Consider the following 20,888-nt stretch of genomic DNA (forward strand, 5'->3'; position numbering starts at 1 on the left):
ATGGAACTGCGGCACCTGCGTTACTTCATTGCCCTGGCCGAGGAGCTGAGCTTCACGCGCGCCGCGCAGCGCCTGCACGTTTCGCAGCCGCCGCTGAGCCTGCAGATCGCCCAGTTGGAAGAAGAGCTGGGTGCCCAGCTGTTCGTGCGCACCAGCCGGCGCGTGGAGCTCACGCTGGCAGGCCAGGCCTACCTGGTCGATGCGCGTGCGGTGCTGGAGCGGCTGGGCACGGCGCGCCAGCGTGTCGCGGCCATTGGCCAGGGGCAGGCCGGGCGCATCGAGGTGGGGCTGTCGGGCTCGCATTTCCTCGGGCCGTTCCCGGCCGCGCTGGCGCGCTACCGCCAAAGCCACCCCGGCGTGGACGTGGTACTGCACGAGATGCAGCCCTCGCTGCAGCAGGCGGCACTGCGCGACAAGCGCATCGACGTGGGCATCTCGCGCACTGCCGTCAACGACGACCAGCTCGCCAGCACCCTGCTGTGGCCCGATCCGGTGGTCGCAGCCCTGCCGCCGGGCCACGCGCTGGCCGCGCGCAAGGCGCTGGCCTTGCGGGACCTGCGCAGCGAAACCTTTGTGATGCTGCGCCGCGACTCGTCGGCCCATGCCGAGCACATGGTGCAGTGCTGCGTGCAGGCAGGCTTCGCGCCCCGGGTGGCACAGACCACGGTGGAACTGGCCGCCGTGCTGAGCCTGGTGGCCGCGGGGCTGGGCGTGGCCCTGGTGCCGTCGTCGCTGGGCGCCCTGTTCGGGCCCCGCGTGGTGCTCAAAACCCTGGGGGCCAAGGCGCCGCGTGCCGACGTGCATGCGCTGCAGCGGCGCGACGATGCCCTGGGGGTCGTGCCGGCCTTCGTGCGCGTAGTGACCGGCTGAAAGAACCGATCAATCCCAATGAGGGGCCAAGCCCTCAGGGTCGACCAGACGGCCGCCACGGTCCAGCGCAGCGATCTGCGCCATCTCCGCATCGCTCAGGCGCAACTGCTGCGCCTTCAGGTTGCTGGCCAGGTTCTCGCGCCGGGTCGAGGAGGGGATGACCGCGTAGCCGAGCTGCAGTGCCCAGGCCAGGGCCACCTGTGCCGGGGTGGCGCCGTGGGCTTGTGCAATGGCCTCGACCACCGGGTCGCCGAGCACCTTGCCATAGGCCAGCGTCATGTACGAGGTGATGTGGATGCCCTGGCTGCGGGCGAACTCGGCCACGGCGCGGTTCTGCAGGTAGGGGTGCAGCTCGATCTGGTTGGTGGCGATGGCGCCAGCGCCCACGGCGTCAATGGCGTCCTGCATCAGTGCCACGGTGAAGTTGGAGACGCCGATCTGCGCGGCCAGGCCCTGGGCCTTGGCCTCGGCCAGGGCACCCATGAACTCCGCCACGGGCACCGCGCCGCCGGGTGAGGGCCAGTGGATCAGCGCCAGGTCCACCTGCTCGGTGCGCAGCTTGGACAGGCTGTCCTTGAGGCTGGGGATGAGCTTGTCGGCGGCCAGGTTCTCGGTCCAGACCTTGGTGGTGATGAACAGCGCGTCGCGCGGCACGCCGCTGTCGGCGATGGCCTGGCCGACGGCCGCCTCGTTGCCGTAGATCTGGGCCGTGTCGACCAGGCGGTAGCCCAGGTCGAGCGCATTGCGCACCGAATCGATGGCGGCCTGGTCCTGCAGGCGGAAGGTGCCGACGCCAAAGGCGGGGATGGAAGAAGAAGGCATGGGAAAGAACTCCGTATCAGAAGGGTTGTGAAAGAAAGGTTCAATGGCCTGCGGGCACCGGCCCGCTGGCGTGCACCGGGATGCCGGCGCGGCGGTCCAGCACGCCGCTGTAGTGCGTCAGCGCCAGCGAGGCCAGCACCACCAGGGCGCCGATCCAGGGCGTGTGCATCAGGCCCAGGTGGGTCACGATCAGGCCCCCGGCCCAGGCCGCGCCGGCGATGCCCAGGTTGAACGCGGCGATGTTCAGGCCCGATGCCACGTCCACCGCCTGGGGCGTGAAGCGCTCGGCCTGCTTGACCACATAGACCTGCAGCCCGGGCACGTTGCCAAAGGCCAAGGCGCCCCAGAGCAGCACGGTCACGAGCGCCAGCCAGGGGTGCGGCGCGGTGAACTGCAGCAGCAACAAGACGGCGGCCAGCAAGGCGAACACGATGCGCAGCGCCGGGATCGGGCCCAGGCGGTCGGCCAGCCGGCCGCCCCAGAGGTTGCCCACGGCGACCGACACGCCATAGACCAGCATCACCCAGCCCACGGCGCCCGCGCTGAAGCCCGTCACCTCGGTCAGGATGGGCGCGAGGAAGGTGAAGGGGATGAAGCTGCCGCCGTAGCCAATGGCCGTCTTGGCATAGACCAGCAGCAGGCGCGGCTCGGCCAGCACCCGGGCCTGCTGCAGCAGCGAGGCCGGTGGCGTGTGGGCGATGGTGCGCGGCACGAAGAGGGCACTGCCGATGAAGGCGATCACCCCCAGGGCCGAGACAGCCAAAAAGGTCTCGCGCCAGCCGAAGTGCTGGCCGATGAAGGTCCCCAGCGGCACGCCGGTCACCAGGGCCACGGTGAGCCCGGTGAACATGGTGGCAATGGCGCTGGCAGCCTTCTCGCGCGGCACCAGGCCCGTGGCGATGGTCGAGCCGATGGAGAAGAACACACCGTGCGCCAGGCCGGTGAGGATGCGCGCGGCCACCAGCGATTCGTAGCTCGGTGCCTGCCAGGCCAGCAGGTTGCCGGCGGTGAACAGGGCCATCAGCGACAGCAGCAGCGCCTTGCGCGGCAGCTTGCCGGTGAGGGCGGTGAGCACGGGGGCGCCGACGGCGACGCCCAGGGCATAGAGGCTCACCAGCAGGCCCGCCGAGGGAATGCTGATGGCGAGGTCGGCCGCCACGGTGGGCAAGAGGCCAACGATCACGAACTCGGTCGTGCCGATGGCAAAAGCGCTGAGCGTCAGCGCGAGCAGGGCAATGGGCATGGGAACACTCCTGTGGGAATGGAAGGAGTGTCCGGACTTCGGCTTTGCAGAAAAAGACGGTTGTCGTCGATAGATTATTGATTTGAAATCAAGAATAGGCGACCATGGCTGGCATGAAGACCACCCTCGAAGAGTTGCAGGCCTTTGCCGCCGTGGTCGACGGCGGCTCCATCACCGCGGCCGCCGACCAACTGGCACAGACCGTCTCGGGCATCAGCCGGGCCTTGTCGCGGCTGGAGAAGAAGCTCGATACCACCTTGCTGCGCCGCACCACGCGCCGCATCGAGCTGACCGAAGAGGGCCAGGCCTTTTTGCAGCGCACGCGCGCCATCCTGGCCTCCATCGACGAGGCCGAGGAAAGCATGGCCGCACGGCGCCAGCAGCCCTCGGGCCGGCTGCGCGTGAATGCGGCCACGCCCTTCATGCTGCATGCGGTGGTGCCGCTGGTGCCGGCGTTCCGCAGCGCCTACCCGGGGATCCAGCTGGAGCTCAACACGGACGAGATGAACATCGACCTGCTGGAGCGGCGTACCGACGTGGCCATCCGCATCGGCCTGCTGCAGGATTCGACCCTGCATGCGCGCCCGCTGTGCACCAGCCGCCTGCGTGTGCTGGCCAGCCCCGATTACCTGGCACGCGCGGGCAAGCCGCGCAGCGTGGCCGACCTGGCGGGCCACACGCTGCTGGGCTTCAACCAGCCCGAGTCGCTCAACCGCTGGCCGCTGCGCGGAGCGCATGGGGACGAATGGCCCACCGTGCCCGGCCTCACCGCGTCCAGCGGCGAAACGCTGCGCCAACTGGCGCTGCAGGGCGTGGGCCTGGTGTGCCTGTCGGACTTCATGACCGCGGGCGACCGCGAGAGCGGCCGCCTGGTGCAGGTGCTGGCGCGCGACACGGTAGACGTGCGCCAGCCGATCAACGCGGTCTACTACCGCAATACGCAACTGGCCGCGCGCATTGCGTGCTTTCTGGACTTTCTCCAGGAGAGGCTGGCTTAGCCCCGGGCAGGGATGTTCAGCCCCTTGGCCACGGCGGGCCGTGCCACGAAGGCCTTCAGCACGCGCTGGACTTCCTTGAACTGGTCAAATTCCACCAGCTCGCCCGCACCATAGAAGCCCACCAGGTTGCGCACCCAGGGCAGGGTGGCGATGTCGGCAATGGTGTAGCTGTCGCCCATGATCCACTGGCGGCCGGCCAGGCGCTGGTCCAGCACGCCGAGCAGGCGCTTGGATTCGGCCACGTAGCGGTCGCGCGGGCGCTTGTCCTCGTAGTCCTTGCCGGCGAACTTGTGGAAGAAGCCGAGCTGGCCGAACATGGGGCCGACACCGCCCATCTGCCACATCACCCATTGCAGGGTCTCGTAGCGGCCTGCGGTGTCCTGCGGCAGCAACTGGCCGGCCTTGCTGGCCAGGTAGACCAGGATGGCGCCGGACTCGAAAAGCGCGAGCGGCTGGCCGTCCGGGCCGTTGGGGTCGAGGATGGCCGGGATCTTGTTGTTGGGGTTGAGCGACAGGAACTCGGGCGAGGTCTGGTCGTTGGTCTCGAAGCTCACCAGGTGCGGTTCATAGGGCAGGCCCAGCTCTTCCAGGGCGATCGACACCTTCACGCCATTGGGCGTGGGCAGCGAGTACAGCTGGATACGGTCCGGGTGCTGGGCGGGCCACTTGCGGGTGATGGGGAAAGCGGAAAGGTCTGCTGCCATGGGTTCCTCGTTCGGGTTGCCGGAAGAAAGAAGCGCCAAGCCTAAACGCCTTGGACTATCCGTGCCTGATGGGGGTATTGCCATGGCCCCTGTGTCTGGCAGGACAGGGCCGCCACCGACGATAATCCGGGCATGAAGATCCACTTCACCAAAATGCAGGGTGCGGGCAACGACTTCGTTGTGCTCGACGAAACCCGGTCGCGGCTGAACCTCACGGCCGGCCAGTACCGCTACCTGGCGGACCGCCATTTCGGCGTAGGCGCCGACCAGATCCTCACCGTGCGGCCTTCGCCGGCCGAAGGCATCGATTTCGAATACGTGATCCACAACGCCGATGGCGGCGAGGTGGGCCAGTGCGGCAACGGTTCGCGCTGCTTTGCGCGCTATGTGCGCGACAAGGGCCTGACCGACAAGGACACCATCCGTGTGCAGACCCTGAGCGGCGTGCTCTCGCCAAAGCTCAATGCCGATGGCCGGGTCACCGTGGACATGGGCGTGCCCGTGCTCGACGAGCCGCGCGTGCCCTTCGACGCCACCGCGCTCACCCCCACGGTGCAAGGCAACGGCCGCACCTGGCCGCTGGCGTTCGACGTGCAGGGCGCGCCTGTCACCGTGCCGGTGGCCGTGGTCTCCATGGGCAACCCGCATGCCGTGCAGCTGGTGGACAACGTGGACACGGCGCCGGTGCTGCTGTGGGGCCCGCTGATCGAGAGCCATGCGCGCTTTCCCGAGCGCGTGAACGCCGGCTTCATGCAGATCGTGGGCCGCGGCCATGTGCGCCTGCGCGTGTTCGAGCGCGGCACGGGCGAAACCCTGGCCTGCGGCTCGGGCGCCTGCGCGGCCGTGGCGGCGGGCATCCGCCTCGGTCTGCTCGACAGCGAGGTGCATGTGGACATGCACGGCGGGCGCCTGACCATCGCCTGGAGCGGGCAGGACTCCGATTCCCTTTTCATGACCGGCCCGGCCACCACCGTATTCGAAGGCCAGATCGACATCCCGGACGCAGCATGACCAACCCCAGCACCCACATTCCGCCCATCACCGAAGACGACATCGCCCGCTTCCTGGAGAACACCCCCGGCTTCTTCGAGCGCCACGCCGAAGTGCTGGCCAGCGTGCAGATCACCAGCCCCCATGGCGCCCGCGCCGTGAGCCTGCAGGAGCGCCAGGCCGAGATGCTGCGCGAGAAGATCAAGGGCCTGGAACACCGGGTGATGGACATGGTGCGCAACAGCAGCGAGAACACCGCCATTGCGAACAAGGTGCACCAGTGGACCAGTGCGCTGCTGCAGGTCAAGGACCCGTTCGACCTGCCCGAGGCCGTGGTCGAGGGCATCCGCACCCTGTTCGACGTGCCCCAGGCCACCGTGCGCGTCTGGGAGGTGGCCGGCCCCTATGTGGATGCCGACTTCGCCCAGGGCGCGAGCGAAGACGCGCGCGCCTTCGCCTCGTCGCTGACCATGCCCTTCTGCGGCCCCAACCTGGGCTTCGAGCCTGCGGGCTGGCTCGATGCGCCAGGCGGTGTGCAGGCCCAGTCGCTGGCCCTGCTGCCGCTGCGCCAGGGTGCGATCGACAGCGCCACGCCGGCCTTCGGCCTGCTGGTGCTGGGCTCGCACGATCCCCAGCGCTTCGACGCCACCATGGGCACCGAGTTTCTCTCGCGCATTGCCGAGCTGGCCAGCTCGGCGCTGGTGCGCCTGCGCTGAGCGGCCGGGCGGACGGCTGTTTCCATGCGCACCGCCCCTTCTGCATCCCCTGCAGCACCCGACCCGCAGGTGCTGCGCTACCTGGAGCATGTGCGCGTGGAAAAGCGCCTGGCGGCGCGCACGCTCACGCTCTACACCCTGGACCTGGAAAAGCTCGCACAGTTCGCGGCCGGCGTGGGCGTGCCCCTGTTGCAGCTGCAGACGGCGCACATCCGCCGCTTCGTCGCGCAGATGCACAGCGGCGGGCGCAGCGGGCGCGGCATTGCGCTCATCCTCTCCGGTTGGCGCGGCTTCTTCACCTGGTCCGGGCGCCAGGGCCTGGTGCCGCACAACCCGGTGCAGGACGTGCGCGCCCCCAAGGCGCCCAAGCCCCTTCCCAAGGCCCTGGGCGTGGACGATGCCGTGCGCCTGGCCGAGTTCGACAACAGCGGGGCCGACCCCTGGCTGGAAGCGCGCGACGCGGCCATGGTGGAGCTGCTCTATGGCTGCGGCCTGCGCGTGGGTGAACTCGCGGGGCTCGATGCCGTGGCCAGCGCCGACACCGAACGCCAGGGCCGCGGCTGGATCGATCTGCAGGCGGGCGAGGCCCATGTCTTCGGCAAGGGCAGCAAGCGGCGCAGTGTGCCGGTGGGCCAATCGGCGGCCCAGGCACTGAAGACCTGGCTGGCGCTGCGTGCCGGCCCGTTCGGCGGTGAGGGCGCACCAGGGCTGGATGCCGCACTGTTCCTGGGCCAGCGCGGCGCGCGGCTCACGGCGCAGTCCATCTGGCTGCGCCTGCGCCAGCGCAGCCAGCAGGCGGGCCTGACCACGCCGGTGCACCCGCACATGCTGCGCCATTCGTTCGCCAGCCACCTGCTGCAGTCCAGCGGTGACCTGCGCGCGGTGCAGGAATTGCTGGGCCACGCCAACATCACCACCACCCAGGTCTATACGCGCCTGGATTTCCAGCACCTGGCCAAGGTGTACGACGCAGCCCATCCCCGGGCGAAGCGCAAGCCGGGCTCTGCATAGTCCAAGGTCAGTTCGCCGTCGCCGGCTGGGCGGCGATGAAGGAGGTCACCGCTGCCAGGTCCAGCGGCCGTGCAAAGAAGAAGCCCTGGCCCGTCACGCAGCCCAGGCCCTGCAGCAACTGGGCCTGCTCGGCCGTCTCGATGCCTTCGGCCGTGGTTTCCATGTGCAGCGCCTGCGCCAGCTCGATCACCGAATGCACGATGGCCTCGGACTCGGGGCTGCTCTGGATGGGCGCGATGAAGGAGCGGTCGATCTTGAGCCGATCGAACGGAAAGCTGCGCAGGTAGGCCAGCGAGGAGTAGCCCGTGCCGAAATCGTCCAGCGCGATGCGCACCCCGGCATGGTGCAGCCGGTGCAGCGTGGCCATCACATCGTCCGTGTCCTGCAGGAAGACCGACTCGGTGATCTCCAGCTCCAGCCGCCCCGGGGGCAGGCCGCAGCGCTCCACCACGGCGAGAATCTTGTCGGCCAGCAGGGCATCGTCGAATTGGCACACCGACAGGTTCACCGACATCACCAGGTCCCCAGGCAACTGGCGCGCGGCCTGGCAGGCGCGCTCCAGCACCCACAGTCCGATGTCGCGGATCAGCCCGGCCTCCTCGGCCACGGGGATGAACTCCGCAGGCGACACGCTGCCAAAGCGCGCGCTGGTCCAGCGCAGCAGGGCCTCCAGGCCCGCAACGCGGCCGGAGGCCAGGTGCCACTGCGGCTGGAAGGCCAGATGCAGCTCGCCCCCGGCCAGGGCGCTGCGCAGACCATCCTCCAGGGCAATGCGCCGGTGCGCGCGCTGGTCCATCTCGATGGAGAAGAACTGCACCTGCCCGCGCCCGCGCTGCTTGGCCTCGTACAGGGCCAGGTCGGCATGGTGCAGCAGGGCGTCGACGTGGTTGCCGTCGTGCGGCAGAAAGGCGACACCGATGCTCAGGTGCGGCGTGATGGCCAGGCCCGAGAGGTCGCAAGGCTGTTCGATGGCACGCACCAGGCGCTCGCAGAACACCTGCACCTCGGTGCGCGAACTGGCCCCGTCGAGCAGGATGGCGAACTCGTCCCCGCCCAGCCGGGCCACCAGGTCGCGGCTGCGCACCTGCTGGGCCATGCGCTGTGCCACGGTCTTGAGCAGCAGGTCGCCGTTGCCGTGGCCGTAGGCGTCGTTCACGCGCTTGAAATTGTCCATGTCCAGGCACAGCAGGGCCGCACCGCCGGCGCCCGCACTGTCCCGCGTGCATTGCTGCTGCAGGCGGTGCTGGAAGTGGCGCCGGTTGGCCAGCCCGGTCAGCACATCGAAATGCGCCAGGCGGTGCATCTCGTCCTCGGCATGCTTCTTGTGGGTGATGTCCACGCCCACGCCGCGCCAGTCCTGCCGCGTCTGGTCGAGCCGCCAGGTGGGCTTGGCCGTGAGGGCCCACCAGCGCAGCTGGCCGCCGATGACAAGGGGGACCGGCAGGTCGCGGAACGGCTGCGATCCCTGCAGGGCGACCTGCAGGGATCGCAGGTGGCTGCTCGGGTCGATGCCGTGGCTGGCGCCCCGGTGGGTACGGGCGATCAGCTCCACCAGGCCCAGGTCGGGGTCGTCCTGGCGGCTGTAGCACAGGGCCTGGTCCAGGCGGTTGGAGGAGTGGCGCAGCGTGCCTTCGCTGGAGACCTCCCAGAGAAAGTCGCTGGTGTTCTCTTCGAAGTCGCGCAGCAGCAGGCCCACGATCTGCTGCTGGTGCGCAGCATCGGCCTCGGCCGCGAGGCGGGAGCCGTAGGACCGGGCCATCACGCGCACCGAGGCGATCACCACCAGGCCATAGGTCACCAGCAGCACCAACAGTGTCGCGGTACCCGGCTGGTCCAGTGCCCGCACCAGGCCCACGGCCGAGCCCCCTGCGAGCAGCAGCACATAGCTCAGGGCCGCCTCGGGCACGGTCACCAGCGCGAAGCCCCCGGCGCAGATCATGCCGCAACTGATCGCCAGGATCATCATCTGGTCCGGCGCCGGGGCCGAGGCGAAGAGCAGCGCCGGTATGCTGCCCCACAAGAGGCCCAGCACGCCCGCGTGGCGGGCCGCGCGCCGGATGGCCTTGGGGGAGGCCAGCAGACGGGGCGGGCGCTGGCGGGCGCGCTGCCAGGCGCGCAGCCCCTGCGCGGCCACGAACAACAGGGCCAGCACCCAGGCCCAAAGCCAGGAGGGGACCGTCGCCAGACGCCAGGCGATGAAAAACCCGTTGAAGATATTGACGGCCATGGCCAGCGGGGTCAGGCGCAGCATGGCCTGCAGCTGCTGGGCGCGAAAGCTCGCGGCCAGCGGCTCGTCCGCCTCGTAGGGGGCCAGCCATTGCTGCACGCGCGCGGGCAGCAGCGATAGGGCGTGGAGTTCTGCCATGCAAGCGGTTTGGTTGGGGGCAGCGGTGGCCGGCACCGGGGGGCGGCGGGCGCTGCGTCATCACACATCCAAGGGGTTGGCGGAACACACTGTCTTGCCGAGCCCATTGTGCACCTGTCCGGCGGGGCGTGCGCACGGGTAACACCTGAGGTGCCGGAGGAGGCCGGCCGATGGCGGGAACCTTTGGCCGACCGCCGGGCTCCGATGGGTGGCGCGGCGCCCTGGCGCCGCCCGACCCTGGAACCACTGGAGGAGCAGATTGATGGGACGCTGGATCAAGGCCAACAAGGGATTTCTCGTGCTGCTGATGTGCTTCGGCCTGTTCCGCACGGCCGTGGCGGACTGGAACCCCATTCCCTCGGGTTCCATGCGGCCCAACCTGGTCGAAGGCGACGTGGTGTTCGTCAACCGCCTGGCCTACAACGTGAAGATTCCGCTGACCGACGTGGTGCTGGCCGAGCTGGCGCAGCCACGGCGTGGCGACGTGGTGACTTTCTCGTCGCCGTTGGATGGCACGCGCCTCATCAAGCGCCTGGTGGCGGTGCCCGGCGATACGGTGGAGATGCGCGACGAAGTGCTCATCATCAATGGTGAAGCCGCCCACTATGGCGCGCCCGAGGCGCTGCAGGAGGCCGTGGCAGACCTGGGGCAGACCGTCGGGGCCACGCGCCTGACGGAGCAGGTGCAGGGCCACGAACGCCGCGTGCAATGGCTGCACGGCGTGACGGCACGCAGCAGCTTTGCCCCCATCACGGTGCCCGAGGGGGAATACCTGGTGCTGGGCGACAACCGCGACAACAGTGCCGATTCGCGCTACATCGGCCTGGTGCCGCGCCACCTGCTGATCGGGCGTGCGCTGGGCGTGCTGGTCTCGGCCGACACCGGCCGCTACTTCCTGCCGCGCTTCGAGCGCTTCGGCAAGGCGCTCTGACGGCAGGGTGCCACGGCGGTCCCCGCAAGCCGATCCGGGCATGCCGCCAGATCCCGCCGTGCAAAAAGTCAGGGGCCCATGGCCCTCCCGGTCCCTGGGAAGGGCGGGCTGCACCATGATCCGGTCGCTGGATGCGCTGCCTGCCGTCGTCAGCCGTTCAGGAGGGGTGTGTGGGCATTTCGCTTTGGCAGGGCCAGAGCCGGCGGACGCCTCCCCGGCAGCTGGAAGACTGCGACCGTGGCAACCAGTCCGTGGGCCTGGTTGTTCAGGCTGGTGGCGGCTGCAGCCATCTCTTCGACCAGTGCCGCGTTTTGCTGGGTTGCCTGGTCCATTTGCGTTATGGCCTCGCTGATCTGGTCAACCCCAGTGCTTTGCTCGCTGCTGGCGGCACTGATCTCTCCCATGATGTCGGTGACCTGGCGGATGGAGTCGACCACCTGATCCATCGTCTGGCCGGCACGGTCAACCAGTGCGGTTCCGGCTTCGACGCGCTCCACGCTCGCGCCGATCAGGGTCTTGATCTCGCGTGCCGCCGCTGCAGCGCGGCCCGCGAGGGTGCGCACTTCCGTGGCCACCACGGCGAATCCCCTGCCTTGGTCGCCCGCGCGGGCGGCCTCCACCGCGGCGTTGAGTGCCAGGATATTGGTCTGAAAGGCGATCGAGTCGATCACGCCAATGATGTCGGCGATCTGCGCGGAGCTTTCGTTGATCCGCTTCATGGTGTCGACCACCTCGGCCACCACGGCCCCACCCTGGCGTGCGACCGTCGATGCGCAAGACGCCAAGGCGTTGGCCTGGCGGGCGCTGTCGGCGTTGTGGCGTACGGCAGAGTTCAACTCTTCCATGGAGGCTGCAGTTTCCTCCAGGGCGCTGGCCTGTTCTTCCGTGCGCGAGGAGAGATCCGTGTTGCCCTGGGCGATCTGCGCCGCGGCACTGGCAACATTTTCGGAACTCTGGTGCACCAGGGCCACCATGGCCACCAGGCTGTCCTGCATGCGTTTGAGTTGCGCCATCAGGCTGGTGGTGTCACCGTTCCTGAGTGCGATGGGCACCGTCAGATCACCGAGCGCCACACTGCGGGCCAGGTGGACGGCGGTGCTGGGTTCGGCGCCGAGCTGGCGAATGATGCTGCGCGCGACCACATGCCCGAACACCAGTGTGAATGCCAGGCCCGCGGCAATGGCTCCGACCACGAAAAGCCAGGTCCAGCGGTAGGACTCCACGGCGCGATCGTATTCGGCGCGCGCGGTATCGAGCTGCACCTGCACCAGCCCCGCGAGCACATCCTGCAGGGGGTCCAGTGCGGGATACATGCCTTGGCTGGCGAACGCTGCCAGGGCCGTCCTGTCGCCGCGCTGGAGGTGGCTCTTCAGGAGGGTGACCGCTGCATCGGCGGCAGGCTGCAGTTGCCGAAACCGTTCGACCAGGCGGGTCTCCTCTGGAACGAGGCTGGTAGCCAGGTAGGCGTTCCAGTGGTCGCTGATGTCCTGGGTGGCCTTGGCAATGGCGTCGAGTCCCTGCTGGTCCGTCAAGGCGCCGTCACGGACCTTGTGCGCCGTGTCCACGATGTTGACCGCATAGGCATCGGACACCAGCTTGATCTGCTTGAGCGGAACCACCCGATCCTGGTAGACCGTGTCCAGGCCTGCATTGGATCGCTGCATGCCCATCAAGCCAGCGGACCCGATCGCGAGCGTCAGCGCACACAGCACCACCAGCAGCAGGGACAGGCGGGTGGAGACTTTCATCTGATTGAGGTTCATGGCATCGGCTCGGTTGGTGGACCCATGGGCCTGCCCGGGGTACGGGGCATGCAATGACGGCTCGCCTGGAGGTTGGGTGATGGGTGGCCCGCCAACCCAGGAAAAAGTGGGCGTTTTGTATCACTTATGCCCGGTGCTGGCGAAAGGAAAATGGCAAGCCTGCCGGGTGTGCTGGCGATGTGCCGCAAACCGGCCTTCAAGGCCTTCTTGGCGGCCTGGGGCGGCGTGTTGGACGCCTTCCGCATGGGAGCGCGCGCAGCGCGGTGGTGCGCGATGCGGTGTCCAGCCTGCACAATCGGGGGCATGAAAACCCTTCGCCTTCGCCCTGGCAAGGAGCGCTCGCTCCTGCGCCGCCACCCCTGGATCTTCGAGTCGGCCATCGCCAAGGGCGGTGGCGACAGCGGCGAGACAGTGCGCGTCGAATCGCACGAGGGCCAGTTCCTGGCCTGGGCTGCGTTCAGCCCCAGCTCGCGCATCCGCGCCCGGGTGTGGAGCTTCGACGAGGCCCAGCGCATCGATGCGCCCTTCTTCATTGCCGCCTGCGCGCGCGCCATCATTGCCCGCGCGCGTTTCGATGTGCAGAGCGATGGCGTGCGTCTGGTGCACGGCGAATCCGACGGCCTGCCCGGCCTGATCGTGGACCGCTACGGAGACACCCTGGTCGCGCAGTTCACGAGCGCTGGCACCGAGCGCTGGAAGAATGTGCTGGCCGACGCCCTGCTGCGTGAGACCGGCCTCAGCAAGCTCTATGAGCGCTCGGACGCCAGCGTGCGCGCGCTCGAGGGGCTGGAGCCTGCCACGGGCTGGCTGCGCGGCGGGCCGGTGGCCGGCGCCGAGGCGCCGCCCGTGGAACTGAGCATCCACGAGCACCAGTGGATGCTCACGCTCAATATTGCCGAAGGCCACAAGACCGGCTTCTACCTGGACCAGCGCGACAGCCGCAAGCGCTTTGCCGAGTACGCCCGCCGCCTGGGCTTCCAGCATGTGCTCAACTGCTTTTGCTACACCGGCGGCTTCAGCGTCGCGGCCCTGGCCGGCATGCGCGCCGCCGAAGCGGCGGGTGGCCCGGGCGGCGGACGCGTGGTCTCCATCGATTCCTCGGGGCCGGCGCTGGAGCGGGCCCGGGCCCATGTGGCACTCAACGGCTTCGACCCGAACCGCGCGAGTTTTCTCGATGCGGACGTGAATGCCTCGCTGCGCCAGTTCCTCAAGGAAGGGCAGCGCTTTGACGCCATCATCCTGGACCCGCCCAAGTTTGCCCCCACGGCCGCCCACGCCGATCGGGCTGCGCGCGCCTACAAGGACATCAACCGCCTGGCGCTGCAGCTGCTCACGCCGGGCGGCGTGCTGTTCACCTTCTCGTGCTCGGGCGGCATCAGCGCCGACCTGTTCCACAAGATCGTGGCCTCGGCCGGCGCCGATGCGGGGGTCGATGGCTACATCGTGGAGCGCCTGGCGGGTGCGCCAGACCACCCCATGACCCTGGATTTCCCCGAGGGCGAGTACCTCAAGGGCCTGGTGGTGATGCGCAAATCTTGATGGGGCAGGGCATCGGGGTAGGAATTAACGCAATCAAATTGCGTCAATGGGGTCATTTTTGCTCATTTTTTTGGAGCATGAAATGATGATTGGAAAAGGAATTTCTTCCAAAAAGATCGGTATGGGATGCCATCCATTCCTGAGCGGGAACGGATGTTCGCCGCTACACTGTCCGCCGATTCCACTGCGGGCAACCGCCTCCCTTCCTAGGCTTTTTCCATGTCCCTCATTCCTGCCACCATCCTCACCGGCTTCCTGGGCTCGGGCAAGACCACCTTGCTCAAGCGCCTGCTCAGCGAGGCGCACGGCCAGAAGATCGCCGTGATCGAAAACGAGTTCGGCGAAGAAAACATCGACAACGACATCCTGGTGACCGAGTCCAAGGAGCAGATCGTGCAGATGAGCAACGGCTGCATCTGCTGCACCATCCGCGAAGACCTGCGCGAGACCCTGCAGCTCCTGGCCGCCAAGAAGCGCAAGGGCCTGCTCGACTTTGACCGCATCGTGATCGAGACCACGGGCCTGGCCGATCCCGGCCCCGTGGCGCAGACCTTCTTCATGGACGAGGAGATCGCCGAGACCTACCTGATCGACTCCATCGTCACGCTGGTGGATGCCAAGCACGCGCCCCAGCAGCTCAATGACCGCCAGGAAGCGCGCCGCCAGGTGGGTTTCGCCGACCAGATCTTCCTGTCCAAGACCGACCTGGTGAGCGCCGAGGAGACCGATGCGCTGATCCATCGCTTGAAGCACATGAACCCGCGCGCGCCCATCAAGGCAGTGCACTTCGGGGAGGTACCGCTCAAGGAGGTGCTGGACCTGCGTGGCTTCAACCTCAATGCCAAGCTCGACATCGACCCCGATTTCCTCAAGGACGACGATGGCCACGACCACCATGGGCATGACCACCACGACCATGGCCATGAGCACGGCGAGCATTGCGACCATCCCTCGCACCAGCACGGCGGCCATGGCCACCACCATCACCATGACGACGATGTGAAAAGCTTTGTCTTCCGCTCGGCGCGTCCTTTCGATCCGGCCAAGCTCGAAGACTTCCTGGGGGCCATCGTCAACATCTATGGGCCACGCATGCTGCGTTACAAAGGTGTTCTCTATATGAAGGGGACCGAACGCAAGGTGATCTTCCAGGGAGTGCACCAGTTGATGGGCAGCGATCTGGGGCCGCAGTGGGCCGAGGGTGAGGAACGCCTGAGCAAGATGGTCTTCATCGGCATCGACCTGCCCAAGGACATCCTCCTGCAGGGCCTGGAGCAGAGTCTGGGTTGACGCTCCCCTGAGTCGCTTCGCGCCATCCCCCAGAGGGGCACGCCACCGCTGGCCTGGCAAAGCCAGTTCCAGGGTGGTGCTGGCCAGCGGCGCGCCAGTCGCACGGGCGGCGTGCACCGGCCAGGTCCTGGCAGTGGTTGCGGCCCGGCAATGTCAACAAATATCTGGTGGACTGATTTCTCTCGAAGTTCGGCGAGATGGGTGGCAAGATGTGTCGTATCCGCAACGTTTTCGTTTGCGCCAGCGCAGGTCGATACAATCGCGCCCCGGTAAAACCCCGGAAGGCTTGCCATCCGCCCTTGGTTGCCAGCGCAGCCTCGGCCCGCCCGTACAGCGAGGAGACCAGGAAGTGAAAGCCGAAACCAGCAAATCCAAGGTGGCTGCGAAAGCAGCGCCGAGCGCGGTGAAAAGCAAGACTGCTGCGCCCGTGGCCGTGAAGGCGGCTGCCAAGGTACCTGCCAAGGCTGTTCCCAAGGTGGTTGCCGCTCCGGTTCCTGTAGCCCCCGCCGCCGAGCCGCCGGCGGGATCCGATGTACCCGTGCGCACGACCCGGCCTTCTTCCCGATTGGCCCAATTGACCGTACCATCCATGGCACAGGCAACGGCTTCCACCGCTGCCAAAGCCAGCTACCAACAGACCATGCCCACGACCGCGCAAGTGCCCACTTTCACTGCTGCCAAAAAAGACCCCAAGCTGGCCAACAACTGGAAAGCCAAGACGGCCCAGGAGCTGACCGACGCGGAAGTCCTGGCCATGCCTGACAGCGAATACATGAACGACAAGCAGATGGCGTTCTTTCGCCTGAAGCTGGTCCAGCTCAAGCAGGACATCCACAACAGTGCCGGCGAAACCACCGAGCACCTGCGTGAAGACACCGTGGTGGTGCCCGATCCTGCCGACCGCGCCACCATCGAGGAAGAGCACGCGCTGGAGCTGCGCACGCGCGACCGCGAGCGCAAGCTGCTCAAGAAGATCGAGCAATCCATCGCGCGCATCGATGCGGGCGACTATGGCTACTGTGACGAGACCGGCGAACCCATCGGCGTGGGCCGGCTGATTGCCCGTCCCACGGCCACACTGTCGCTCGAAGCACAGCAGCGCCGCGAGCTCAAGCAGAAGATGTTTGGCGACTGAAGTCTGCCCGGCCTGAACATACCCCTGCGCACGCACCCTCTCTCGCCTATCCCATGAGCAAGGAAGAAACCACGCCCGGCGGCCTGCTGTCCAAAATGGTGCGGTTTGTGCGCAACCCCACGACCAACTGGACCGAGCTCGACTCGCTCCAGGAGGACCGGGAGAGCCAGTACAGCAAGCAGATGCTCAAGGAAATGATCGAGCGCAAGCGCCGCAACGATTTCGTGCGGCGCCGAGAGTTCGATCAGCTGCGCAAGCTGCGCCAGCGCGAAGTGCTGCAGGGCCAGCGCACCGAGGATCCCACGGCGCGCCCCTCGTTCTTCCAGAGCAGCATGGCCTCGCCCGACGAGCGCGCCGTGACGCTCAAGAAGATCGACGAGATCGAAGCGCAGATGTCGCAGCAGTGGTGGAAGAGCAAGGCCAATGCCGATGCGCCCACCCAGCCCGCCGATTTTCGCGGGGAGGACGAGGCCGCTGCGCGCGCCTTCGCCCCCACGGCGCCCGTCAGCCTGGCCGCACCCATCGGGCCGGCCCCTGCGGTCAAGCCCCTTTTTGAAGACGACAGCATGGCGATCGGCCAGTTTGGCGGATCGGATGCGACCATGCGGGCAGAGCCGCCGCGGGAGGAACTGGCTTCGTTCGATCCGAGTCCGGCGCCAACGCCCGAAACCGCATCCGCACCGGAGGAATTCGTGCACGAACCCGATCTTGAAGAAGCCGCCATCCGCTTTGCCAACGGCGATCACGCCGGGGCGGAGTCCGGCTTGCTCGATGTGCTGGCACAGCACCAGCAGGACGACCCGGCGCAGCAGCTGGAAATCTGGATGACGCTGTTCGACCTGTACCGCGCCACCGGCCAGCACGACCGCTTCGACACCCTGGCCATCGACTTTGCCGCGGGCTTCAGCCGCTCCGCCCCCCTGTGGTTCTCCATGCCCGAGCAGCTCGGCCTGGTGCAGGAAGAATCCCCCAAGGCGGGCATGGCCCGCCGCGATTTCAGCTGGAATGCACCTGCGCGCCTGACGGTCTCGTCCGTAGCGGCCTTGCAGGCCTCCATCGAGCGCTCGGCGTCGCCCTGGACCCTGGCCTGGACGCGTATCTCGGGCATCGATGATGCGGCCGTGCCCCTGCTGGCCGACCTGTTCACCAAATGGGCCGACCGCACCGGCCAGTTTGTCTTCTCGGGGGTGGACCGCCTCAACACCTTGATGGAGATCATGACGCAGTCGGGCGACCGGGCGTCGGGCCCCGAGTGGTGGCGCCTGCGCATGGCGGCCTTGCGCATGATGGGCCGGCCCGACGAATTCGAGCTGGTGGCGCTCGATTACTGCGTGACCTACGAGGTTTCCCCGCCTTCGTGGGTGGCGCCGAAGATGGGCTACTCGGACGACACGACCACGTCCAGTGCCCAGGTGGCGGCTCCCGCCGAGCGGGACATGCTTGCGTCGGACTTCGGCTTCGAGGCCTCGGTGCCTGCGGATGCGGTGCCTGCCGCGTCGCTCAGCGGCCACATCGATGGCGACGCGACCCCCTTGCTGGAACCCTTCCAGGCCATGGTGCGCCCCGGCGTGCCGCTGGTCATTGCCTGCGACAAGCTGATCCGTGTCGACTTTGCCGCGGCGGGCTCGGTGCTCAACTGGGCCGCCGAGCAGCAAAGCCAGGGCCATGAGGTGCATTTCCAGAACCTGCAGCGCCTGGTGGCCATTTTCTTCAACGTGATCGGCATCAACGAGCACGCCTGGGTCCTTCCCCGCAAGAACTGACGGCGCTTGCCGGGGCCCGCGGATGCCTCCGGCTTGAAAGTCCGGCGCAAGCCCCCATCTGCGGCAGCTATGGATTCCTCACAAGACAACCCGGTGTTTCACGGCACCACCATCCTGAGCGTGCGCCGCCAGACCCCTGCCGGCGTGCAGGTCGCCATTGGCGGTGACGGCCAGGTCACCCTGGGCAACATCGTCGTCAAGGGCTCGGCCCGCAAGGTGCGCAAACTGCACCACGGCAAGGTGCTGGCCGGCTTTGCCGGGGCCACGGCCGATGCCTTCACGCTGTTCGAGCGTTTCGAGGCCAAGCTCGACAAGCACCAGGGCCACCTGGTACGCGCCGCCATCGAGCTGACCAAGGACTGGCGCACCGACCGGGTGCTGCGCCGCCTGGAGGCCATGCTGGCCGTGGCCGACCTGGAGGCCTCGCTCATCATCACCGGCAACGGCGACGTGCTCGAACCGGAGCAGGGCATCGTGGCCATCGGCTCGGGTGGGGCCTACGCGCACTCTGCAGCCAAGGCGCTGCTCAACCACACCGACCTGCCAGCGCAGGAGATCGTCAAGAAATCGCTGGAAATCGCGGGTGAACTGTGCATCTACACGAACATGCACCACACCATCGAAACGCTGTGAGCGCCTTGCCCGGTGCCGTGGTGCCGGGCCTTCCCTTCTTCCATGGCGCCGGCGGCCGCGTGCTGCGGCGGCCGGTCCCTCCCTTGCTACCAGGCGGATCCCCATGTCGTCCATGACCCCCCAAGAAATCGTCTCCGAACTCGACCACCACATCGTCGGCCAGGCCGGTGCCAAGCGCGCGGTGGCCATTGCGCTGCGCAACCGCTGGCGCAGGCAGCAGGTCGAAGGCGCGCTGCGCCATGAGATCACGCCCAAGAACATCCTCATGATCGGCCCCACGGGGGTCGGCAAGACCGAGATTGCCCGGCGTCTGGCGCGCCTGGCCGATGCGCCCTTCATCAAGGTCGAGGCCACCAAGTTCACCGAGGTGGGCTATGTGGGCAAGGATGTGGATTCCATCATCCGAGATCTGGCCGAGATCGCCGTGAAGCAGACGCGCGATGCCGAGACCCGCAAGGTGCGCACGCGCGCCGAGGATGCTGCCGAAGAGCGCATCCTCGATGTGTTGATCCCGCCGGCCCGTTCGGCGGCAGGCGCAGAGCCTGCAGCAGCCGACAGCACGGCGCGCCAGGTCTTTCGCAAGAAGCTGCGCGAAGGCGCGCTCGCCGACAAGGAGATCGAGATCGATGTGGCCGAAAGCCGGCCTGCGCTCGAGATCATGGGCCCCTCGGGCATGGAGGAGATGACCGAGCAGTTGCGCGGCATGTTCAGCCAGATGGGCCAGGACAAGCGGCGCACGCGCAAGCTCAAGATCGCCGAGGCCCTCAAGCTGCTGGTCGAGGAAGAGGCGGCAAAACTCGTCAACGAGGAAGAGATCAAGACCCGCGCCATCGCCAATGCCGAGCAGAACGGCATCGTCTTCATTGACGAGATCGACAAGGTGGCTGCGCGCCAGGAGAGCAGTGGCGCCGATGTCTCGCGCCAGGGTGTGCAGCGCGACCTGCTGCCGCTGGTGGAGGGTACGGCGGTGTCCACCAAGTACGGCATGGTCAAGACCGACCACATCCTGTTCATCGCCTCGGGGGCCTTCCACCTGGCCAAGCCCAGCGACCTGATCCCGGAGCTGCAGGGTCGCTTCCCGATCCGGGTGGAGCTGGGCTCGCTGTCCGTGCAGGACTTCGAGGCCATCCTGGTGCAGACCCATGCCTCCCTGGTCAAGCAGTACCAGGCCCTGCTGGCGACCGAGGGCGTCACGCTGGAGTTCGCGCCCGAAGGCATCACGCGCCTGGCGCACATCGCCTTCGAGGTCAACGAGCGCACCGAGAACATCGGCGCCCGGCGCCTGTCCACGGTGATGGAGCGGCTGCTCGATGAGGTCAGTTTTGATGCAGCGCGACTATCGGGTCAAACGGTGGTTATTGATGCTGCCTATGTGGACGCGCGCCTGCAGACGCTGAGCCAGAACGAGGATCTGTCGCGCTACATCCTGTGACCTTGGGTGCCACCTTTGAGGTATCACTTGCATAGCCTGCGCTAAGTGCTTCTTTCTCAAGGACTTTTGCTCGTTTCGACTCTTCGAAGACGCAGCTAAGTCCTTGATTTCATTGCAAAAGTTTGTTGTGCACCCTCTTGCTCGGTGTGCTTTTCCTGCTACAGTGCAAAAAAGTGCAATTAAGTGGTGAAAAGTGCCCTCAGAGCCTGCGTTCAGGCCCTGGGTGGATTCCAACCGAGTGGGAAAGCTGTCCGTGTTCCAAGGTGCCTCGTCGCTCAGTCTCGATGCGAAGGGTCGGCTGTCCGTGCCGACCCGGCATCGTGACGTCCTGGCGGCCACGGCGGGCGGGCAGCTCACCATCACCAAGCACCCCCACGGCTGCCTCATGGTGTTTCCGCGTCCCGAGTGGGAGAAGTTCCGTGAGCGCATCGCCGAGCTGCCCATGTCCGCCCAGTGGTGGAAGCGCATCTTCCTGGGCAACGCCCAGGATGTGGAGATGGACGGCACGGGGCGGGTGCTGGTCGCCCCCGAGCTGCGCGAGGCTGCCGGCATCTCGCGCGAGACCATGCTGCTGGGCATGGGCAACCATTTCGAACTCTGGGACAAGGCCACCTACGACGAGCAGGAGGCCAAGGCCATGCAGGGCGACATGCCCGATGTCTTCAAGGACTTTTCTTTCTAGG

At 67.3% G+C, this 20,888-nt stretch carries 18 protein-coding genes; 13 read left to right on the top strand and 5 right to left on the bottom strand.

The annotated features are described in order from the left end of the window. Positions 1 to 870, top strand: coding sequence for a LysR substrate-binding domain-containing protein (locus HNP48_RS17930; RefSeq protein ID WP_184859461.1), 870 nt, complete (start codon positions 1 to 3; stop codon positions 868 to 870). A gap of 9 nt (positions 871 to 879) precedes the next feature. Here HNP48_RS17930 and dkgB read toward each other — a convergent pair whose 3' ends face one another. Together dkgB and HNP48_RS17940 are read right to left on the bottom strand one after the other, a co-directional pair. Beyond that, entirely contained in the window at positions 880 to 1,692 is an 813-nt protein-coding gene (gene dkgB, locus HNP48_RS17935) for a 2,5-didehydrogluconate reductase DkgB (protein WP_184859463.1), read from the bottom strand. A gap of 40 nt (positions 1,693 to 1,732) precedes the next feature. Then, positions 1,733 to 2,935, bottom strand: a complete 1,203-nt coding sequence (locus HNP48_RS17940; RefSeq protein WP_184859465.1) for an MFS transporter — start codon at positions 2,933 to 2,935, stop codon at positions 1,733 to 1,735. Positions 2,936 to 3,048: 113 nt separating this feature from the next. On the opposite strand from HNP48_RS17940, the gene HNP48_RS17945 reads away from it, so the two are divergent. Continuing rightward, a complete protein-coding gene (locus HNP48_RS17945; protein ID WP_184859467.1) occupies positions 3,049 to 3,933 on the top strand; it encodes a LysR substrate-binding domain-containing protein in 885 nt (294 codons plus the stop codon). Here HNP48_RS17945 and HNP48_RS17950 read toward each other — a convergent pair. After that, the gene (locus tag HNP48_RS17950; protein WP_184859469.1) at positions 3,930 to 4,637 is read right to left on the bottom strand and encodes a glutathione S-transferase N-terminal domain-containing protein; all 708 of its coding nucleotides are present in this window, start codon (positions 4,635 to 4,637) and stop codon (positions 3,930 to 3,932) included. The genes HNP48_RS17945 and HNP48_RS17950 overlap by 4 nt on opposite strands. 132 nt (positions 4,638 to 4,769) lie before the next feature. Here HNP48_RS17950 and dapF point away from each other — a divergent pair, with 132 nt between their 5' ends. Genes dapF through HNP48_RS17965 form a run of 3 tightly spaced genes read left to right on the top strand, consistent with a single transcriptional unit; the run spans position 4,770 to position 7,354 of the window. Then, positions 4,770 to 5,648 (top strand): diaminopimelate epimerase, encoded by an 879-nt coding sequence (gene dapF, locus HNP48_RS17955; protein ID WP_184859471.1) that lies wholly within the window; start codon positions 4,770 to 4,772, stop codon positions 5,646 to 5,648. After that, positions 5,645 to 6,343 (top strand): DUF484 family protein, encoded by a 699-nt coding sequence (locus tag HNP48_RS17960; protein ID WP_184859473.1) that lies wholly within the window; start codon positions 5,645 to 5,647, stop codon positions 6,341 to 6,343. The genes dapF and HNP48_RS17960 overlap by 4 nt, the downstream gene beginning before the upstream one ends. A 24-nt stretch (positions 6,344 to 6,367) precedes the next feature. Beyond that, the gene (locus HNP48_RS17965) at positions 6,368 to 7,354 is read left to right on the top strand and encodes a tyrosine recombinase XerC (RefSeq protein WP_184859475.1); all 987 of its coding nucleotides are present in this window, start codon (positions 6,368 to 6,370) and stop codon (positions 7,352 to 7,354) included. 7 nt (positions 7,355 to 7,361) lie between these two features. On the opposite strand, the gene HNP48_RS17970 is transcribed toward HNP48_RS17965, so the two are convergent. Further along, entirely contained in the window at positions 7,362 to 9,719 is a 2,358-nt protein-coding gene (locus tag HNP48_RS17970) for an EAL domain-containing protein (RefSeq protein ID WP_184859477.1), read from the bottom strand. 262 nt (positions 9,720 to 9,981) lie between these two features. Here HNP48_RS17970 and lepB point away from each other — a divergent pair, with 262 nt between their 5' ends. After that, positions 9,982 to 10,650, top strand: coding sequence for a signal peptidase I (gene lepB / locus HNP48_RS17975; RefSeq protein ID WP_184859479.1), 669 nt, complete (start codon positions 9,982 to 9,984; stop codon positions 10,648 to 10,650). A gap of 149 nt (positions 10,651 to 10,799) precedes the next feature. Here lepB and HNP48_RS17980 read toward each other — a convergent pair whose 3' ends face one another. Then, positions 10,800 to 12,413, bottom strand: coding sequence for a methyl-accepting chemotaxis protein (locus HNP48_RS17980; protein WP_184859481.1), 1,614 nt, complete (start codon positions 12,411 to 12,413; stop codon positions 10,800 to 10,802). 303 nt (positions 12,414 to 12,716) lie between these two features. Between HNP48_RS17980 and HNP48_RS17985 the strand changes: the two genes are divergently transcribed. From HNP48_RS17985 to mraZ, 7 genes are all read left to right on the top strand, one after another. After that, positions 12,717 to 13,952, top strand: a complete 1,236-nt coding sequence (locus HNP48_RS17985) for a class I SAM-dependent rRNA methyltransferase (protein WP_184859483.1) — start codon at positions 12,717 to 12,719, stop codon at positions 13,950 to 13,952. Positions 13,953 to 14,171: 219 nt separating this feature from the next. Next, positions 14,172 to 15,242 (top strand): GTP-binding protein, encoded by a 1,071-nt coding sequence (locus tag HNP48_RS17990; protein ID WP_184859486.1) that lies wholly within the window; start codon positions 14,172 to 14,174, stop codon positions 15,240 to 15,242. A gap of 349 nt (positions 15,243 to 15,591) precedes the next feature. Next, a complete protein-coding gene (gene dksA / locus HNP48_RS35670) occupies positions 15,592 to 16,377 on the top strand; it encodes an RNA polymerase-binding protein DksA (RefSeq protein WP_184859488.1) in 786 nt (261 codons plus the stop codon). 53 nt (positions 16,378 to 16,430) lie between these two features. Beyond that, positions 16,431 to 18,140, top strand: coding sequence for an STAS domain-containing protein (locus HNP48_RS18000; RefSeq protein ID WP_184859491.1), 1,710 nt, complete (start codon positions 16,431 to 16,433; stop codon positions 18,138 to 18,140). Positions 18,141 to 18,209: 69 nt separating this feature from the next. Then, positions 18,210 to 18,773, top strand: a complete 564-nt coding sequence (hslV, locus tag HNP48_RS18005) for an ATP-dependent protease subunit HslV (protein ID WP_184859493.1) — start codon at positions 18,210 to 18,212, stop codon at positions 18,771 to 18,773. A gap of 103 nt (positions 18,774 to 18,876) precedes the next feature. After that, positions 18,877 to 20,205 carry an ATP-dependent protease ATPase subunit HslU gene (gene hslU, locus HNP48_RS18010; protein ID WP_184859495.1) on the top strand — a complete coding sequence of 443 codons (1,329 nt, stop codon included), beginning with the start codon at positions 18,877 to 18,879 and terminating at the stop codon, positions 20,203 to 20,205. Between the two features lie 253 nt (positions 20,206 to 20,458). Further along, positions 20,459 to 20,887, top strand: a complete 429-nt coding sequence (gene mraZ, locus HNP48_RS18015; RefSeq protein ID WP_184859982.1) for a division/cell wall cluster transcriptional repressor MraZ — start codon at positions 20,459 to 20,461, stop codon at positions 20,885 to 20,887. The last annotated feature ends 1 nt before the right edge of the window (position 20,888 follow it).

The sequence above is a fragment of the Acidovorax soli genome, assembly GCF_014207955.1.
GTDB lineage: Bacteria > Pseudomonadota > Gammaproteobacteria > Burkholderiales > Burkholderiaceae_C > Acidovorax > Acidovorax soli_A.

Bases quoted from the DNA above. Each gene is read 5' to 3' on its own strand.
- HNP48_RS17930 (WP_184859461.1), top strand. From the start codon at position 1: ATGGAACTGCGGCACCTGCGTTACTTCATTGCCCTGGCCGAGGAGCTG.
- dkgB (WP_184859463.1), bottom strand. From the start codon at position 1,692: ATGCCTTCTTCTTCCATCCCCGCCTTTGGCGTCGGCACCTTCCGCCTG.
- HNP48_RS17940 (WP_184859465.1), bottom strand. From the start codon at position 2,935: ATGCCCATTGCCCTGCTCGCGCTGACGCTCAGCGCTTTTGCCATCGGC.
- HNP48_RS17945 (WP_184859467.1), top strand. From the start codon at position 3,049: ATGAAGACCACCCTCGAAGAGTTGCAGGCCTTTGCCGCCGTGGTCGAC.
- HNP48_RS17950 (WP_184859469.1), bottom strand. From the start codon at position 4,637: ATGGCAGCAGACCTTTCCGCTTTCCCCATCACCCGCAAGTGGCCCGCC.
- dapF (WP_184859471.1), top strand. From the start codon at position 4,770: ATGAAGATCCACTTCACCAAAATGCAGGGTGCGGGCAACGACTTCGTT.
- HNP48_RS17960 (WP_184859473.1), top strand. From the start codon at position 5,645: ATGACCAACCCCAGCACCCACATTCCGCCCATCACCGAAGACGACATC.
- HNP48_RS17965 (WP_184859475.1), top strand. From the start codon at position 6,368: ATGCGCACCGCCCCTTCTGCATCCCCTGCAGCACCCGACCCGCAGGTG.
- HNP48_RS17970 (WP_184859477.1), bottom strand. From the start codon at position 9,719: ATGGCAGAACTCCACGCCCTATCGCTGCTGCCCGCGCGCGTGCAGCAA.
- lepB (WP_184859479.1), top strand. From the start codon at position 9,982: ATGGGACGCTGGATCAAGGCCAACAAGGGATTTCTCGTGCTGCTGATG.
- HNP48_RS17980 (WP_184859481.1), bottom strand. From the start codon at position 12,413: ATGAACCTCAATCAGATGAAAGTCTCCACCCGCCTGTCCCTGCTGCTG.
- HNP48_RS17985 (WP_184859483.1), top strand. From the start codon at position 12,717: ATGAAAACCCTTCGCCTTCGCCCTGGCAAGGAGCGCTCGCTCCTGCGC.
- HNP48_RS17990 (WP_184859486.1), top strand. From the start codon at position 14,172: ATGTCCCTCATTCCTGCCACCATCCTCACCGGCTTCCTGGGCTCGGGC.
- HNP48_RS18000 (WP_184859491.1), top strand. From the start codon at position 16,431: ATGAGCAAGGAAGAAACCACGCCCGGCGGCCTGCTGTCCAAAATGGTG.
- hslV (WP_184859493.1), top strand. From the start codon at position 18,210: ATGGATTCCTCACAAGACAACCCGGTGTTTCACGGCACCACCATCCTG.
- hslU (WP_184859495.1), top strand. From the start codon at position 18,877: ATGTCGTCCATGACCCCCCAAGAAATCGTCTCCGAACTCGACCACCAC.